This is a genomic window from Pseudoalteromonas shioyasakiensis, assembly GCF_024518675.1.
GTDB lineage: Bacteria > Pseudomonadota > Gammaproteobacteria > Enterobacterales > Alteromonadaceae > Pseudoalteromonas > Pseudoalteromonas shioyasakiensis_B.
On the sequence record NZ_JANIGL010000002.1, the window covers coordinates 251,390 to 269,031 of the forward strand.

Sequence of the window (17,642 nt, forward strand, 5' to 3'; positions counted from 1 at the left end):
CTGTTTGTCCGCTATATTAAAACAACGTAACACCAATCGCTTATGATATTCAGGCATTTAAGCATTGCAGTACAATTACTGCCCTGAAGATATCATCTGTTGTTAACAAGTAAACGTAAGTTTCAGGAGCATCATTTGAATATCAGCCGCAATGATAACAGAACCTACCACCCTCTTACACTGGACAATGGTCTAAAAGTGCTACTAGTGCAAGATAAAGATTCAACTAAAGCTGCCGCTTCTATGGCTGTAAACGCTGGACACTTTGATGATCCTGTTGATAGGCAAGGCTTAGCACACTTTTTAGAGCACATGCTTTTTTTAGGCACTGATCAGTTTCCTGAGTCAAACAGCTTTAGTAATTTTGTATCTCAATCTGGTGGTAATACCAATGCGTGGACTGGTACTGAGCATACCTGCTACTTTTTTGATATTAATAATCAAGAGTTTGCACATGCGCTAAAACAATTTAGCCGTTTTTTCATTGCTCCACTGCTCAACCCTGCCGAAACAGAAAAAGAACGTAATGCGATAGAGGCTGAATTTAAATTAAAAATAAAAGATGATGGCCGTCGTATTTATCAAGCTCATAAAGAAACCGTCAACCCTGCTCACCCGTTTGCTAAGTTTTCGGTGGGTAACCTGCAAACATTAGCCGATCGTGATTTGTGTATCAGTGATGAATTAAGGACTTTTTTTGATTCCCATTATCAAGCCCAATGGATGACATTGGTTGTTTGCGCAAACGAAGAAATCACTACCATGCAACAGTGGGTAACAAGCCTGTTTAACGATATCAAAGGCAGCAACACTAAAAAGCCAGCTATCGAAGCTGATCTCTATCGTGAGCAGGATTTATGCAAGGTGCTTCATATTGAGCCACATAAGCATATGCAAAAACTCATAGTGAGCTTTGCGATGCCAAATATCGATGAGTTTTACCGCCATAAAACGGTGAGTTTTATTGCCCACTTATTAGGGTATGAAGGACAGGGATCATTATATTCAATTTTAAAAGAGCAAGGTTGGATAAACGCACTCTCAGCCGGTGGTGGTATAAATGGCAGCAATTTTAAAGATTTTAATATCAGTATGGCACTCACCGATGAAGGTATTGAATATTACGAAGACATTGTTGAGATGGTATTTGAATACATATGTTTAATTAACCAAAATGTAGAAAAGTTACCGCGCCTGTACCAAGACAAAAAAAACTTACTCAAAATAGCCTTTGATAATCAAGAAAAGGCACGACTTATTGATTGGGTAAGTAATCTAAGCATCAATATGCAACATTATGATGAAGCTAACTATGTCCAAGGTGATTACTTAATGGAGGGCTTTGACGAGCCATCACATAAAACAGCAATGCAGTGGTTAGTTCCTAAAAACATGCGCATTGTGCTTATTCACCCGGATGTTGAGCCCGAGCACAAAACTCAGTGGTACCATACTCCCTATCGTGTTGAATCATTATCGAGTTGTTGGCTAGATGCATTAAGCGAAATAAACGTGCCATTGCCAGAGATGCTATTGCCCACAGCAAACCCTTACTTAACCAAAGATGTGGCTTTATTTGATGTAGCACAACCGCAAACTAAACCAACGTTACTAGTAAAAGAGCCCGGGTTTGATTTTTGGTTCAAACAAGACAACACCTTCCGTGTTGCTAAAGGACATTTTTATTTAGCAATGGACTCTGACTACGCAGTTAAAGATATTAAGCACATGGCGCTAACACGACTATTTGCCGATTTATTTATGGATAGTGTAGCAGAGCAATTTTACCCAGCTGAGTTAGCCGGTTTAAGCTATCACTTAACTTCACACCAAGGTGGTCTCACATTACACACTGCGGGCCTTTCATCAAGCCAATTAGAACTAGTTGATGAGTTATTAAACGCGTTATTCAATGTAGAGATATGCGCTAAACGTTTTGCTGAATATAAAAAGCAATTGGTAAGACACTGGCGTAATAGTAATCAAAACAAGCCTGTTGGCGAATTATTTAGCGTACTTGGCGCTAAAGTCATGCCATGGAACCCTGAGCCAGAAGCACTTGCAACAGCACTAAAAGACACAAGCTTCCATCAATTCAACTGTTTTAGAACTGAGTTTTTCAAAGCGTTACATGTTGAATCATTTTTACACGGTAATTGGCGCGAGAGTGATGCTCTTCAGTTTCAAAAACAAGTCGCCAATCACTTAGCAAAGTCGGCTACTATTGCCGATTTAACACGCCCCTTATACGAAATAAATAAAATCACGCGCGCACAATTTGAATTAAACTGCAGTGACAATGCAATGGTCGTTTATTATCAAGCAATCAGCAGCGATGTCAGCGAAAAAATTATGATGATGGTGCTCAATCATTTAATTAATCAAGACTACTTTAATGAGCTACGAACAAAACAACAGTTAGGTTATTTAGTCGGTGCTGGGTATGCTCCTTTCAATACTCGCGCTGGCATTGCTTTTTATGTCCAGTCACCAAATCATAGCGCTACCACATTGCTTGAACGCCACAATGAGTTTTTAGCTCATTTTATTAGCAACCTAGACACACTTGATGAGCAGCAGTGGCAGCAACAAAAACATGGCCTAAAAACACATATCGCAGAAAAAGATAAAAACTTACGTTTACGCTCGCAAAGGCTTTGGCTTGCCATAGGCAACCAAGATCACAAATTCCATATGCAGCAAAAATTATTAAGTGCATTAAATGAATTAACACTTGAGCAAATGAAACAGTATATCTATGCAACATTTGATGATGATAGGGCAAGATATGAGCTATTAAGTGTGGCAAAATTGAAGAAACAAACAAAACAAGCTGTTTATTCTCATTCTCTTTGACACAACCCAGTGCTTCTATTAAATTATCTGGTGAGAATTGAAGAAGCACATAATGATAATTAAAAAGACAATAAAAAAAATAACATCGAAACTAACCTTATTTGTATTTTTACTGTTTAGTTATAACCCTTTTACTTATAGCGAACAGTTAATCGATCAAAAAACTATAATGGTTTATATACCCAGTGCCTTTGTAGCGCTGGTTTTACCCTATTTGTTAGTTACCATTTATAGATTACGCCGTTCGCGTAAGCAATTACGTGTTTCTGAACACCGTCTAAAAAGTACGGTGGAAGGCAGTGGTGATACTCTATGGGACTGGAATATAGACTCAGGCACCGTACTGCGTATAAATGACAAGTACATGATGGATAGAAACTCTGCGAGTGACTTCCCGCCTAATAAGTCGCTTATCCACCCTAACGATCTAGCCACAGTTGAACTTTTACTTAAACAACATTTTGCTGAGCAAACCGCTTTTTTTGAAGCAAGTTACCGAATTAAAGATAGCTTTGACCGTTGGCGCTGGGTACTCGATCGTGGCAAAATTATTGAAAAAGATGCCAACCTTAACCCACTCAGAATGACCGGGACTGTCCGCGATATCACGCTATTAAAATCAACCGAAGCCCGCTTAAATTTATTTGCCAAATGCGTAGAGTCTTTAACTGATGCTTTAGCAATTTACGATAAAAACTTCAACCTTGTGGATTTAAACCCTAGCTTTTTAAGTCAATTTGGTGGCAACCGCGAAAACTATCTCAACAAACCATTTACCTTACAAGGCTACGAAGAAAGCTATATTGCAGAAATAAAAAATACCGTTCGCCGTACCGAGCATTGGCAGCAAGAAGTAAAACTACGCAATAGCGACCGTAAAGTATTACCTATAGAAATTTCCATTGATGAAATTAAAAATGAATACAATCAAGTATGTAACTATGTGGTGGTATTTTCAGATCTAACTGAGCGGAAAAAAGCTGAGTCGCAATTACACAATTTATCAAATCGGGATAGAACAACCGGTTTGCCGAACCGTAACCTATTTTTTACTGATCTAAAAAAGCTCGCTAAGCAAGACGACCACCATGCGCTATTGGTTTTTGATTTAGATAACTTCAAAAAAATCAACGACTCACTGGGCCATCAACTCGGCGATAGTTTATTAGCAAAATTAGCTATGCGGCTAAATAAGCTCACCCGTGAAAAAGATGTATTCTATCGCTTAGGTGGTGATGAGTTTGCTCTTGTAATGTCTGGTACAAACGATATTCACACCATCACTCGAATGGCGAAACAGTTTTTAGCCGCTATCGCGACACCATTTAAAATGGCGGGGCATGAGTTGGTGATCACTTCTAGTTTAGGCATCGTGCTGTTTCCTGAAGATGGAAATACGCCAGAGTTACTGCTTAAAAACGCCGATACTGCGATGTACCACGCGAAAAAGAAAGGCAATAGCTATTTATTCTTCAACGATACAATGAACCGCCAAGCGGTTAAGCGTCTGCAAATTGAAAACTTAATGCGATTTGGGCTAAAAGAAGATCATTTTGAAGTTTATTATCAACCTAAAATGAATATTCGCACAGGTAAATTTACCGGCATGGAAGCCCTTGTACGCTTTATCACTCCTAAAAAAGGCATTATTAGTCCAGGTGTGTTTATCCCAATTGCCGAAGAGACAGGTCAAATCATTGAAATCGGTGAAGTAGTATTAAACAAAGCGTGTAGAGATGTAAAAGAATGGCTTGATGCCGGTTTATTTAATGGCCGTGTTGCCGTAAACCTGTCAGCCAAGCAATTTAGCTTACCTGATTTAACAACTCGCATTGACGTGATTTTACAAAAGAATGAACTGCCTTCGTACTTTTTAGAGCTAGAAATCACCGAAGGTACTGTAATGGATGACCCACAAGAAGCCATCTCAATTATGCGCTCACTCAGTGCGCGTGGTATTCATTTAGCAATGGATGACTTTGGTACGGGCTACTCATCACTGGCGTATTTGAAGCAATTTCCGCTTAATACTTTAAAAGTTGATAAAGCGTTTATTGATGACATGGAAAATGAACGCGGACGCAATATGGTTGATTCAATTGTCACCATCGCCCACAACTTAGACTTACATGTCGTTGCAGAAGGTGTCGAAGAAGCCGATCAAATAGCTATTTTAGAGCAACTTAACTGTGAGACCATGCAAGGCTATTACTACTCTAAACCCTTATCAAAAACTGAATTCACTGCGTTTTTACAAAAACAACTCAATGAATCAGCGCCCAGTCTAATCCATCAAGCTTAGGGGCGCCAAATACACGCGTTAGCCCCTACACCGCGAAGAAATGCTCTACGATAATGTAAATTAAATAAACACCATGCTATTGGCCCTAGCAAGCCAGCAAGCACAAGCCAACGCTTCACCGGCATACCCTTTTTAATCACTTCTAAATACATTACGACAATAAAAAATACACAAATAAAGAAATACAACCAAGCCTCGGCACTGCTGAAAAATCAAGCGCGCAGTTTAGCGAAAGCTAACCATTTTTGAAACCCTAAGACATAAATAGCGAACATATTTTCACATTGATACACATAAAAAAACCGGCAAAAGCCGGCTCATTTAATAGGGTGTTTGAATTATTTCTCAGCACGGCCCATAAATTTTTGCTCGGCCGTATTAATACGAATGCGATCACCCGTTGAAATATGCTCTGGCACCTGAATTATTAAGCCTGTAGATAAACGCGCTGGTTTTGAGCGCGCACTTGCTGAAGCGCCTTTAATCGATGGATCTGTTTCTTCAACTACGAGCTCCACACTTGATGGTAAGTCTAGCCCCACAGGCGCACCATCAATAACAATTACGTGAACGCCTTGTGTTTCTTCATTAACGAATAAAATCTCTTCGCTGATTGCACCTTTATTTAAGTTATAAGGTGTGTAATCTTCATTATCCATGAACACGTATTCATCACCATCGATGTAAGAGAACATTGACTCACGACGAATTAAATCAGCAAGTTTTAGCATATCACTGTCTTTAAATGTTTCGTCAACTTTAGTACCAGTTACTACATCGTATAAACGCATACGGTATAAGCTTCCACCTGCACGGCCTTGTGGCACAGAGCGAACAATGTCTTTAACTACTAAAACACGGTTATTAAACTCAATGGCAGTACCTTTTTTTACTTCACTTGCCTTAGGCATTTGTATAATTCCTATAATTTATAAATCTTCAGAAACATACCACGGCATTATATTTCTGCAACAACAAAATCTCTGTATAGGGACTGACGATTGATAATCCTAATAAATTATACCTATTAGACGATTTTTCATGACTAAACTACGAAAAAGCTGCTATGGTTACTATACCGTAAATGACTTCAAGGACTGGATCATGGATCAACACATAGCACATGAGTATTTAACAAGTAAACCTCTGGTTTTGGTTACCAAACCTTTTGGCCAAGAAGTTGATGTATATAAAGTAAACCACAAAATGTTTGCCACATTATCAGTAGGTAAAGAAGGTCAAACAGATGAAGATGGCAACCCAATTTGGTGGATGAATTTAAAATGCGATCCTGATGAAGCCCAAGCTTTGCGGGATATGTTTCCTTCTGTGATACCTGGTTATCATATGAATAAACGGTTATGGAATACTGTTATTCTTGATGGTTCTGTACCACAGGGAGAGATTGAGCGCATGATCGATAATTCATTTAACTTAGTTGTTGCAAACATGCCTGAAAAAGATCGTAAAGCGATAGAAATTCACATGTAGTAACTCTTGTTGCACTGAGTGCTTTACTCAGTGCAATACTTTCCCCTCAAACTTTCCTATATGCATACCATAACTTTAGACTGCTAATAAATATAATTTATAAATGCTACTTTATGCACAAGTGTTTTAGTTTAGGCATAAAAAAACGCACCTCATGGGTGCGTTTTTATTAGATTGAAAACTTAAGACTTTTGATCATCTTGTTGTTTTTCTTCTGTAATGTCAGCGTCACTATCAGGCTCAGGTGCTGCCGTGATAATCACCTCATCCTCAGCGGCTTCAACTGGTGTATCTTCAACAGCGTTTGGTTTTTCATCAGCCTCTAGTGTACTCTTGGAAACGACAGGCTCTAATTGATAAAAACTTGCGCCTTTATCCGCCATATCAACCAGTGTAGCGCACGGCGTAAATACAGGGTTGTAATTAGCAAAGGTTGCCATTTCAGAACTTACTTTGCTTGCACCCAATTTATCCATATAGCTAAATGGACCACCTAAAAATGGTGGGAAACCAATACCAAATATCGCACCAATATCACCATCTCGTGGGCTTGCGATAATGCCATCATCTAAACAGCGTACTGCTTCGTTAAGCATTTGAGCAACACAGCGCTTAGCGATTTCGTTTTTATTTAAACGCGGTGAAGGGCTAACACCTAATAACTCATAGATTGATTCATCGACTTTTTTGGCTTTTTTATCGTAGATATAAAAACCACGGCCGGTTTTACGACCTAAGCGTTTTGCGTCAATTAAACGGCTAAACGCATCAGGGGCTTTAAAACGCTCACCCAGCTCCTTTTCAAGAATTGGTGCAATTTTAGATCCTATGTCTATACCTACTTCATCCAGCAGCGCTAATGGCCCTACAGGAAAACCAAACTCAACCAATGCAGCATCAATTTTATCAATTGGTTCACCCGCTAGCAGTAAATTAGCCGCTTCATTTACATAAGGTGCTAAAATACGGTTTACATAAAACCCTGCCATGTCTTTAACAACAATAGGGGTTTTACCCTGCTTACGGGCAAAGTTCACTACGCGTGCAATGGTTTCTTCTGACGTGCCTTCGTGTGGAATGATTTCAACCAATGGCATTTTTTCAACCGGCGAGAAGTAATGCAAACCAATTACATTTTCAGGGCGAGCCGCTTGTGCCGCTATTTGCGAAATAGGTAACGATGACGTATTACTCGCAAAAATAGTGTTGTCTTGGCATTGCTGCTCTACATCTGCAACCATACCTTGCTTAAGGCTTAAATCTTCAAACACCGCTTCAATAACAATATCAATATGCTTAAAGCCACTGTAGTTTGTTGTGCCGGTGATCTTACTCATGGTTTGCTGTAAATCGGCTTTAGATAAAATACGGCGCTTTTGCTTTTTATCTAAAATTTTGTAGCTGTAATTCATGGCATTACTAATACCCTGCTCTGCTACATCTTTAATACGAACAGGTACACCTGCTTTAACCGCGCTAACATGAGTAATACCTGCGCCCATTAAACCACCGCCTAATACGGCCGCTTTTTCAATGGCTGGGGCATCATCGTTGCGCCATTCTTTTTTCATTTCAGTGGTCGCGAAAAAAATACCGCGCAATGATTTTGACTCATCGCTCATTACTAAGGTTGCAAAACCTTCGGCTTCTGTTTTGTAAGCTTTTAATTCATCAAGCTCAACACTTGCACGCACTGCTTTAATGATGGCCAATGGCGCTGGGTAATGGCCACCGGTTTTTTTCAGTACGTTTTCTTGGGCTTTTTTAAAGATAATGTTACGGCCAAATGGGTTTGACTCAAGTAACTGGCTAATACGGTCAAGTTTTGGTTTAGCTGCTTTTGCTTTGCCTTTTAGTGCAAATTCTTTAGCCACACGTAGTAAAACTGTCTGCGGTACGCAGTCATCCACTAAACCCGCTTTCTTAGCTTGTTTAGCACGAACCTGCTTACCTGTTAACATCCACTCCAAGGCTTTTTGTAAACCCACTAATTTTGGTAAACGCTGCGTACCGCCACCGCCGGGTAATAAACCAAGTTGTACTTCAGGCAGGCCTAACTTGGTAATATCACTGTTTGAACACACACGGTAATCACACGCTAGCGCAAACTCTAAACCCCCACCGAGTGCAGCACCATGAATCGCGCTGACTGTTGGGAACGGGAGTTTTTTCATATCAAAAAACGCGCGATGACACAGCTCACTGATAGCAAGTGCATCTTCGCGTTTTTCAACGCTATCAAGCATCTTAACATCAGCACCAGCAATAAAGTTATCGCTCTTACCGCTAATAAATACCATACCTTTTACTGCTTGCTGTTTAGCATCATCAAGCAACACTTTTAAATCATCGGCAAAGGTATCGCGCAGGGTGTTCATTTTCTCACCCGGCACATCAATAGTAACAACGACTATGCCGTCTTCAATTGCTAAACTAAATACTGAGTCTGTCATTACGCACTCTCCAATACAAAGGCTGCACCTAAACCACCGGCCGCACAAGCTGTTGTTAATGCTAAACCACCGCCACGACGGTTAAGTTCGTGTAAGCTTTGAGTGATAAGTCGTGCGCCGGTTGCTGCAAATGGGTGTCCATATGCAAGCGAGCCGCCCATCACATTAAACTTATCCATGTTAATTTCGCCTATGGCTTTGTTACGGCCAAGTTTTTCTTGGGCAAACTTATCTGATGCAAACATTTTCATGTTAGCAAGTGTTTGCGCTGCAAATGCTTCATGCATTTCAATTAAATCAAGATCAGCCAGTGTGATCCCTGCTCTATCAAGGGCAATCGGTGTTGAATGCGCAGGCCCCATTAGCATGTCTTCATGCACACCAATTGCTGAAAAGGCAAAGCTACGAACATAACCTAAAATATTGTAACCCAATGCTTTGGCTTTACTTTCGCTCATCATCAATACAGCAGCAGCACCATCTGTTAATGGCGTAGAGTTTGCTGCGGTTACTGAGCCATGTTGACGGTCAAATGCTGGTTTTAATTTAGCATAGCCTTCAACGGTTGAATTATGGCGAATGTTGTTATCTTGCTCGATAAAGCTTTTATACGGTGGTAAGTGCGCCGTCATTACTTCATCAGCTAATTTTCCTTCAGCCCACGATTGGCTAGCAAGTGTGTGCGAGCGATGTGCTAAGGCATCTTGATCAGCGCGGCTAATATTATGCGTTTTAGCCATTTGCTCGGCCGTTTGTCCCATCGACAAACCTGTTGAGTACTCGGCTACTGCAGGTGGTACTGGCATAAGATCTTTTAAACGCAATTTTGAGAATATTTTTAAGCGTTGGCTAAAAGTGCGTGCTTTATTTAAATCAACTAAGCTGCCTGCTAGTTTCTTACTTACACCAATCGGTAACACCGATGACGAATCTGCACCACCGGCCACACCGACTTGTACAGAGCCTGCCATAATAGACTCAGCAACATTTGCAATGGCCTGAAAACTAGTCGCACACGCACGTGATACTGAATAGGCATCAACCGAAACAGGCATACCTGTACCTAACACAATTTCACGAGCAATGTTTGGTGCTTCAGGCATTTGTACAACCTGACCAAAGACCAGTTGATCTATTTCGGATTTGTCGAAATTCAATCTTTCAAGCATTTCATTTACGACCAGCTTACCCATATCAAGGGCTGGTACATGGTGAAATGCTGTGGCTTGTTTTGCGAACGGAGTACGTAAGCCACTAACGATAGCGATACGATCGCCCTTTGCTGTTTTAAGTATGTTTTGTTCAGACATTTATGCTCTCCCGCTGACAGGTCTGACCTGTTTGTTTTCCTCGATTCTAAACAACCCGTGTACTAAAGCCAATAGCGAAATTGAAAATAGTGTAATTAGTTATCAACCATAGGCTTTTTTTAACCTATTTACAAAAATATCGGTTCTTTATATGTTAGGGTAAAAATCGTTAAAAAATAACGAACTATTTTGTAAATTTAAGTCTAACACTTGTGTTATACCTTATTTACCCATATTAAAGGTTAACTAACCCTTACTTTTATTAAACCTTGCTAACGAGGACACTCTATTTACTATGGCCGCTAACGCATTCTCACAACTAAAAACCTATTTAGACAGCCAAATTATTGGTCAGCCAGAGTTAACCCAAGCATTGCTAATTGCAATTTTAGCCGATGGTCACTTATTAGTAGAAGGCCCTCCAGGACTTGCTAAAACGCGTGCCGTCAACGCATTAGCAAAAGGTGTTGAAGGTTCATTTCAGCGGGTGCAATTTACCCCTGATTTATTACCAGCAGATGTAACAGGTACGGATATTTATCGCCAACAAACCAGTGAGTTTGTATTTGAAAAAGGCCCTCTTTTTCATAATCTAATTTTAGCAGATGAAATTAACCGTGCACCGGCAAAGGTACAGTCTGCATTATTGGAGGCGATGGCTGAGCGACAAGTGACCGTGGGTAAAAATACCTATCCACTGTCAGATTTATTTATGGTTATGGCAACTCAAAACCCGCTTGAGCAAGAAGGTACTTACCCATTACCAGAAGCCCAACTTGACCGTTTTTTATTACACTTAAGCATTAATTACCCTGGCGCTGAGCATGAGCGCGATATTTTACGCCTAACGCGTGGCGAGGCGCTAAGCGAGCACCAAGTACCAGCGCAACAAATAAGCCAAGCTGATTTATTTGCTGCCCGCAAAGATATTTTGGCTTTATACCTAGCAGAACCACTTGAACAATATTTAGTGCAGTTGATCATTGCGACCCGCGAAGGCGCTGAGCTAGATGAGCAACTAGGACGCTGGATTGAGTATGGCGCAAGTCCGCGTGCAACAATTGCGTTAGATAAATGCGCCCGCGCGCACGCTTGGCTTCATGGCCGTGATTTTGTTGCCCCTGATGATATTCAAGCAGTACTGCACAATGTTTTACGCCATCGTATAATTTTAAGCTACGAAGCCCAAGCAGATGGCGTAACAAAAGATCAAGTGATCAGCCGAATTTTAGAACTTGTTGCCGTACCCTAAATTATGCAAAGCGAATTAGATAATCAAAGCTGGCTTAAAACCAGCCATAGCCATGGCGTGAACTTAGCATTAAAAGAGCTAATGTATTACAAAGCAAAGGCTCGGCTATTAGAGTTAGCACCTAAAGTAAAAATAAAAAACAGTTTGGCTGGACAGTATCTTGCTCCTCATAAAGGCCGCGGTATGGAGTTTGCCGAGGTGCGACATTATCAACAAGGCGATGATATTCGCTCAATTGATTGGCGTGTCACTGCTCGAACAGGTCAAACCCATACAAAGCTGTTTCAAGAAGAAAAAGAACGCCCTGTATTTGTTTTTACTGATTTTTCTAACTCTATGTTATTTGGATCAAAGTTATTACTTAAATCCATTCAAGCCGCGCATATAAGTGCCTTAGTTGCTTGGTCAGCGTGCCAACGTGGTGACCGCATTGGTGGCATTGTGTTTAACCAACACGGGCACTTAGAACTCAAGCCCAGCGCTCGAGAAAAAGCCGTGCTAAAGCTCTGTCATAATTTATGTGACAGCCATCAACAAGCACTGAGCCAAATAGATCAGCCAGCAAGCAATAATTTCAGCGACAACTTAAAGCGTCTTAATCATTTAGCAAAACCAGGAAGTTTAGTTTACTTGGTTTCCGATTTTAGCGCATTAGACGATGCTAGCTTTAAACAGTTAGAGATACTCAGTCGCCACTGTGAATTGATTGGTTGCCACATAAGTGATCCATTTGAGCACCAGCTCCCTGCTTTTCAGCAAACGGTGACAGTGAGTGCCAATGGTAGCGACTTTGCACTGCCGTTAATGGATAAAGGTTTTCGTGATACTTTTGCCAAAACCGCAGCTCAGGCTTTCAGCGCACGAATGGATAGGTTAACTAAATCAGGCCTTAATTTAATATCATTCAATGCAGCCTCCCCACTCGAACTGCAATTAGTGAGAAAGTAATATGCAAGCATCACCATTAGATGGCCTTCATGACGTCATTGTGCCAGAGCAAGTCGCCTGGTGGCCGCTCGCCCCAATTTGGTGGGTTATCATTGCCGCTTTAGTCATTGCGGCTGCCCTCGTGGGATTAAAGTTATATCGAACTTGGCAATTTAAAAAAGCCAAACGTTACGCTATTGCCCACAGTGACAGCATGGCAGATGATAGCGCTCAGTTACATATATTACTTAAGCGCTTAGTTTTACATTACTACAGCCCAGAGCATGCCAGTTCTGCGACCAAAGACTGGTGTAACACATTAAATAAACTCACTGGGCAACAATTTAGTGAACAAGAAATCATGAGCCTTTATCAAGCTAACTCTACACAACCCGAATTAGCCACAAAGCTAAAAATGGGGATCAGGCAATTTAAGCTCAAGGAGTCACTAAATGTTTGAATTTAGCTGGCCTTGGCTATTCATTTTATTACCTTTGCCTTTATTGCTGCGCTTATTCAAACCGGCTACCAATGAATCGCAAACTCGTTTACGGATCCCAAGTTTTGCTAAACATAATTTAGCCAGTCAGGTCGCAAAGCAACACCCACGCTCTATAAGCTTAGTCGAATGGGCTATTTGGTTGTTGCTAGTATGCGCGTTAGCCAATCCAACATGGCTTGATGAGCCTATCACACTGCCCAATGAAGGGCGTGATATTATGTTGGCGGTGGATTTATCAGGCTCGATGACAGAGCAAGATATGGCTTATCAAGGGCAATATGTAGATCGCTTAACCATGGTAAAAGCCGTACTCAGTGACTTTATTGAGCAACGCCAAGGTGACCGCCTAGGACTTATTTTATTTGGCGATACCGCATTTTTACAAACACCACTCACGCGAGATGTCAAAACCGTAAGTCAAATGCTCTCTGAAGCGCAAATAGGTTTAGTTGGTCGTGCCACTGCAATCGGTGACGCGTTAGGTTTGTCTGTAAAGCGCTTTGCAAATAAAGATGAGAGCAATCGTATTGTCGTACTCCTTACCGATGGTCAAAATACCGCTGGTAATTTAGACCCAGACGAAGCGCTGCTTTTAGCTCGAGAAGAAGGCATCAAAGTCTATACCATAGGTGTAGGCTCTGATAATCCCCGTGGCTTTAGCTTATTTAATATGGGGGGAGCCAGTGGTGGAAGCTTGGACGAAAGTTTACTCAAACGAATTGCAGAGCAAACCGGTGGCTTATATTTTCGTGCTAAAGACGTTGCTGGATTACAGCAAATTTACCAAGAGCTCGATAAACTAGAGCCCATCAGTGCCGATGAGCAAACTTTTCGGCCACAAAGTTCGCTGTTTTATCTGCCACTATTAATGGCGCTTGCCATCATAACTCTGCGAGTAATAGTGATCACTGCTCGCACTTTTAAACAGGAGGCCTAATGGACTTTGAATTTATACGCCCAGCTGTTTTATGGTTACTGCTCCCTGTTGTGGCTTTATTTGCTGTTGCGTTAATCAAACATAAAAAAAACCAACAAGGTGATTTAATTGCCCCTCATTTGGCGCAATTTGTTATCAGTGATAATAAACAAACCAGCGGTCAACCTATGTGGCTCGTGGCGCTATTTTGTTTGTTAGCAGTACTTTTTAGTGCTGGCCCTAGTTTTGAAGAAAAGCAAGTTCCCGTGTTCCAAAGTAAAAATGCCCGCGTGATTGTAATGGATATGTCACTGTCTATGTACAGCACTGATATAGCACCGAACAGACTCGTTCAAGCTCGCTTTAAAGCACTTGATATGATTGACTTATTTAAAGAAGGTGATACTGCGCTGGTTGCCTATGCAGGCACCGCCTACACTATTTCACCACTAACAAATGACGCCACAACTCTTGAGAACTTAATTCCCAGCTTAAGCCCTGATATCATGCCTGATAAAGGCTCAAACGTACTCGCTGGTTTAGATGAAGCAAAAGAATTACTGACCCAAGCAGGTTACTTAGAAGGCGACATTATTTTAATCACGGATGGCATTGAGCAAAATGAGCAGTCCGATATAAACCAGTTTACCGCTGCCAGTCGTTACCGGCTCAATGTATATGGTGTCGGCACAGAGCAAGGCGCACCTATAAAACTCCCTGAAGGTGGCTTTTTAAAAGACAGCTATGGTCAAATAGTCGTTCCCACTATTAACACGTCTCGCTTATCGAGTATTGCTAATAACAGTGGCGGTAAGTTTGCACTTTACCAACCAAGCCCACGGGATATTTCGGTGTTTGCTCCCAGTGCCAATACTGAAACCCTCAAAGATGAAAAACAAAGCCAAGCATTATGGCGTATTGATGCGGGTATTTATGGTTTGTTTATTTTATTACCTTTGATGTTGTGGATGTTTCGCAAAAGCGCCCTACTCGGCGCATTTATGGTGGTCTGTTTTTTACCGCAGCAAAATGCCTATGCAGTCGAATTACCCAGTATATTTAAAAACCAAGATCAACGTGCATTAGATGCCTACCAGCAAGGCGAGTTTGAACAGGCCGCAACAGAGGCCCAATCAAGCCAACTTAAAGGAGCTGCGCTATATCAACAAGGTAATTTTGATGCTGCATTAAACACATTTAGCCAAGATAAAAGCGCCACAGGTTTATACAATTATGGTAATGCGTTAGCTAAGGCTGGCAAGCTAGATGAAGCCATTGAGACATACAAACAAGCACAAGCCCTGCAACCAGATTTTACCCAAGCGAAAGAAAATCAAGCCTTGGTTGAGCAATTGAAAAACCAACAGCAGCAACAAAACCAGGATTCGCAAAACGGTGAACAGGGCGAAAACCAAGACCAACAGAACGAGCAAAATCAACAGCAACAAAATCAGCAGCAGTCACAACAAGGTGAACAATCTCAAGACTCACAATCACCGCAAAGTGATCAGCAAAGCGAACAATCTGATGAGCAAGATGAGCCACAAAACGGTGACCCTTCTACTCAGCAAAGTGATGAACAAAACGAACCTGAGATGCAAGCAGAGCCTGAGCAATCACAGCAAAGTGAATCAAGTGATTCACCACAAGCACAAAATGAAGAGCAAGCGCAGCCAAGCGAACAAACTCAACCGCAAATGAGTCCAGAGCAACAACAGGCTGAAGAAGCGGCAAAGCAACAAGCAATGCAAGCACAAACTGCTGAATTAACAAATGAAGAAAAAGAAAAAGCCCAGCAACTCAACCAATTGCTGCGTAAAGTACCTGACGATCCTGCAATTTTGTTACGTAACAAAATGCAATTAGAAGCACAAAAACGAAACTATCAACGTCGTCCACAAGGAGTCGAAAAATCATGGTAATGCGATTATTTTGCTGTTTATTGCTTATCAGCGCTATGCCCCTGTGGGCAATGACACAACTGCAAGCCAGTGTTGACAAAAACCCTGTATTAGCGGGTGAGTTTTTTATGCTAACAATTAGCGCCGATGACACTATAAAAAACGATCAGCCCGACACATCAGTGCTACTTAAAGACTTTGTGGTTGGCCCAACAAGTGTGAGCACCCGCACCAACATCGTTAATGGTAGTATTTCTAAACAAACTCACTGGTCGGTTAAATTAATGACCCGAAATGCCGGCGATTACACAATTCCTGCATTTACTGTGGCAGGTATCAGCTCACAGCCAATCGCGTTAAAGGTGTCAGAGCGCAGCAAAGCGACGGATCAAAATAACGACATATTTATTAAATCATCTATGTCATCTGACTCCTTATTTGTGCAAGAAGCCGGTTTATATACTATCAAGCTCTACCTCGCAAAAGAGTTACTTGATGGTAATTTAACTGCGCCAAGCATGCCTGACGCGCAATTGAGCCAAATAGGCAAGCAACAAGAAGAATATGAACTAGTTGATGGCAAACGTTACCTAGTGATCACCCGTGTATATTTAGTACAACCACAAAAAAGCGGTGTGTATACCATTGAGGCCCCTGTTTTTCAGGGCCGAGTTAGACAAAACTACCGCCAATTAGAAGTCTCGGCGATGGGTGAAAATACAGATATTGAGATCAAGCCAATACCGGATGATTATCAAGGTGCATGGTTACCAAGCGAGCTTGTCAATTTAGACGAGCAATGGCAACCTGATAGCGATACCGTTGAAGTAGGCACACCGATCACCCGAACATTAACCCTGACAGCCTTGGGCATTACTAAAGAGCAGTTGCCTGATATTGAGCTGCCCGAGATCAACGGCATTCGTAGCTACCCTGACGAAAAAGAAAATAACCATTTAGTTCGTGATGGTCGTGTTATATCACAGCAAACAGCTTCATATGCCTTGTTGCCACAAACACCTGGCACTTACACCCTGCCTGAAGTCAGCGTACCGTGGTATAACACCAAAATGAAGCGTATAAGTTATGCAACTCTGCCTGAGCGTACAATTACAGTCACGCCAAGTAGCAACTCCCCACTAATGCCACCACAAGCACCTGCGCAAACAGCAAATTCAGCTGAGCCCAGAGAACACCTAGCTAATGTAGGCACTGTTAAAATAAACCATATCCCACTTTGGCTTATCATCGTCAGTGTTATTGGCTACTTACTTTGGTTAATTACGCTTCTGCTATGGTGGCGTAACAAAGGGAGTCGCACACTTGTTATGCAACCTCAGCAACAGCAGGTAGCCGCGACACCTTCTTTAGCTGAGTTAAAGGCGCAGAGTAAAAATCACGACTTAGCTGCATTCCATCACGCACTTAATGCATACGCGATGCAAGTTACTAAGCAATCAACGAATGCACTCGATGCATTAATTCAGCAAGTAAATGATAAGCAACTTAGTGAACAAATTGCTAAACTCAGGGCTGCACTCTATAGTTCAAATAGTGAAACCGTTGATCTTAGTGTGATAATTAAAGCGTTAGAGCAACACATAACCACGACTACAAATAATCAGAAAAATGTTTTAAAAGGACTTTATTAGTATACTCAAGAGCTTGCATAGTAAATATGCAAGCTGACGATCCCTTAATATAAAAAAGTAATGATGCCGGGAAATAATAA

The 17,642-nt window shown here is 41.3% G+C and carries 12 protein-coding genes; 9 read left to right on the forward strand and 3 right to left on the reverse strand.

Annotated elements, in window-relative coordinates; genetic code table 11:
- The first annotated feature begins 135 nt into the window (after nucleotides 1–135).
- The gene (locus NQT69_RS07010) at nucleotides 136–2,856 is read left to right on the forward strand and encodes an insulinase family protein (RefSeq protein ID WP_256826948.1); all 2,721 of its coding nucleotides are present in this window, start codon (nucleotides 136–138) and stop codon (nucleotides 2,854–2,856) included.
- A 169-nt stretch (nucleotides 2,857–3,025) separates the two neighbouring features.
- Nucleotides 3,026–5,158: a putative bifunctional diguanylate cyclase/phosphodiesterase gene (locus NQT69_RS07015; protein ID WP_372822961.1), complete on the forward strand. Its 2,133-nt coding sequence runs from the start codon at nucleotides 3,026–3,028 to the stop codon at nucleotides 5,156–5,158.
- Nucleotides 5,159–5,496: 338 nt separating this feature from the next.
- Here the strand turns inward: NQT69_RS07015 and efpL are convergent, their stop codons facing one another.
- Nucleotides 5,497–6,069 carry an elongation factor P-like protein EfpL gene (gene efpL, locus NQT69_RS07020; RefSeq protein ID WP_256826950.1) on the reverse strand — a complete coding sequence of 191 codons (573 nt, stop codon included), beginning with the start codon at nucleotides 6,067–6,069 and terminating at the stop codon, nucleotides 5,497–5,499.
- A 193-nt stretch (nucleotides 6,070–6,262) separates the two neighbouring features.
- On the opposite strand from efpL, the gene NQT69_RS07025 reads away from it, so the two are divergent.
- Nucleotides 6,263–6,649: an MmcQ/YjbR family DNA-binding protein gene (locus tag NQT69_RS07025; protein WP_256826951.1), complete on the forward strand. Its 387-nt coding sequence runs from the start codon at nucleotides 6,263–6,265 to the stop codon at nucleotides 6,647–6,649.
- Between the two features lie 182 nt (nucleotides 6,650–6,831).
- On the opposite strand, the gene fadJ is transcribed toward NQT69_RS07025, so the two are convergent.
- Entirely contained in the window at nucleotides 6,832–9,102 is a 2,271-nt protein-coding gene (gene fadJ / locus NQT69_RS07030; protein ID WP_256826952.1) for a fatty acid oxidation complex subunit alpha FadJ, read from the reverse strand.
- Nucleotides 9,102–10,412: an acetyl-CoA C-acyltransferase FadI gene (gene fadI / locus NQT69_RS07035; protein ID WP_256826953.1), complete on the reverse strand. Its 1,311-nt coding sequence runs from the start codon at nucleotides 10,410–10,412 to the stop codon at nucleotides 9,102–9,104. The genes fadJ and fadI overlap by 1 nt, the downstream gene beginning before the upstream one ends.
- Nucleotides 10,413–10,707: 295 nt before the next feature.
- Here fadI and NQT69_RS07040 point away from each other — a divergent pair, with 295 nt between their 5' ends.
- Genes NQT69_RS07040 through NQT69_RS07065 form a run of 6 tightly spaced genes read left to right on the forward strand, consistent with a single transcriptional unit; the run spans nucleotide 10,708 to nucleotide 17,562 of the window.
- Nucleotides 10,708–11,664, forward strand: coding sequence for an AAA family ATPase (locus NQT69_RS07040; RefSeq protein WP_256826954.1), 957 nt, complete (start codon nucleotides 10,708–10,710; stop codon nucleotides 11,662–11,664).
- 3 nt (nucleotides 11,665–11,667) lie between these two features.
- On the forward strand, nucleotides 11,668–12,612 hold the full coding sequence (locus tag NQT69_RS07045; protein ID WP_256826955.1) for a DUF58 domain-containing protein: 945 nt from the start codon (nucleotides 11,668–11,670) through the stop codon (nucleotides 12,610–12,612).
- 1 nt (nucleotide 12,613) lies between these two features.
- Nucleotides 12,614–13,051 carry a DUF4381 domain-containing protein gene (locus NQT69_RS07050; RefSeq protein ID WP_256826956.1) on the forward strand — a complete coding sequence of 146 codons (438 nt, stop codon included), beginning with the start codon at nucleotides 12,614–12,616 and terminating at the stop codon, nucleotides 13,049–13,051.
- Nucleotides 13,044–14,030: a vWA domain-containing protein gene (locus NQT69_RS07055; protein ID WP_256826957.1), complete on the forward strand. Its 987-nt coding sequence runs from the start codon at nucleotides 13,044–13,046 to the stop codon at nucleotides 14,028–14,030. Before NQT69_RS07050 ends, NQT69_RS07055 begins: the two co-directional genes overlap by 8 nt.
- Nucleotides 14,030–15,931: a VWA domain-containing protein gene (locus NQT69_RS07060; protein ID WP_256826958.1), complete on the forward strand. Its 1,902-nt coding sequence runs from the start codon at nucleotides 14,030–14,032 to the stop codon at nucleotides 15,929–15,931. Before NQT69_RS07055 ends, NQT69_RS07060 begins: the two co-directional genes overlap by 1 nt.
- Complete coding sequence (locus tag NQT69_RS07065; RefSeq protein WP_256826959.1) at nucleotides 15,925–17,562, forward strand: BatD family protein; 1,638 nt, start codon at nucleotides 15,925–15,927, stop codon at nucleotides 17,560–17,562. Before NQT69_RS07060 ends, NQT69_RS07065 begins: the two co-directional genes overlap by 7 nt.
- Nucleotides 17,563–17,642: the final 80 nt, after the last annotated feature.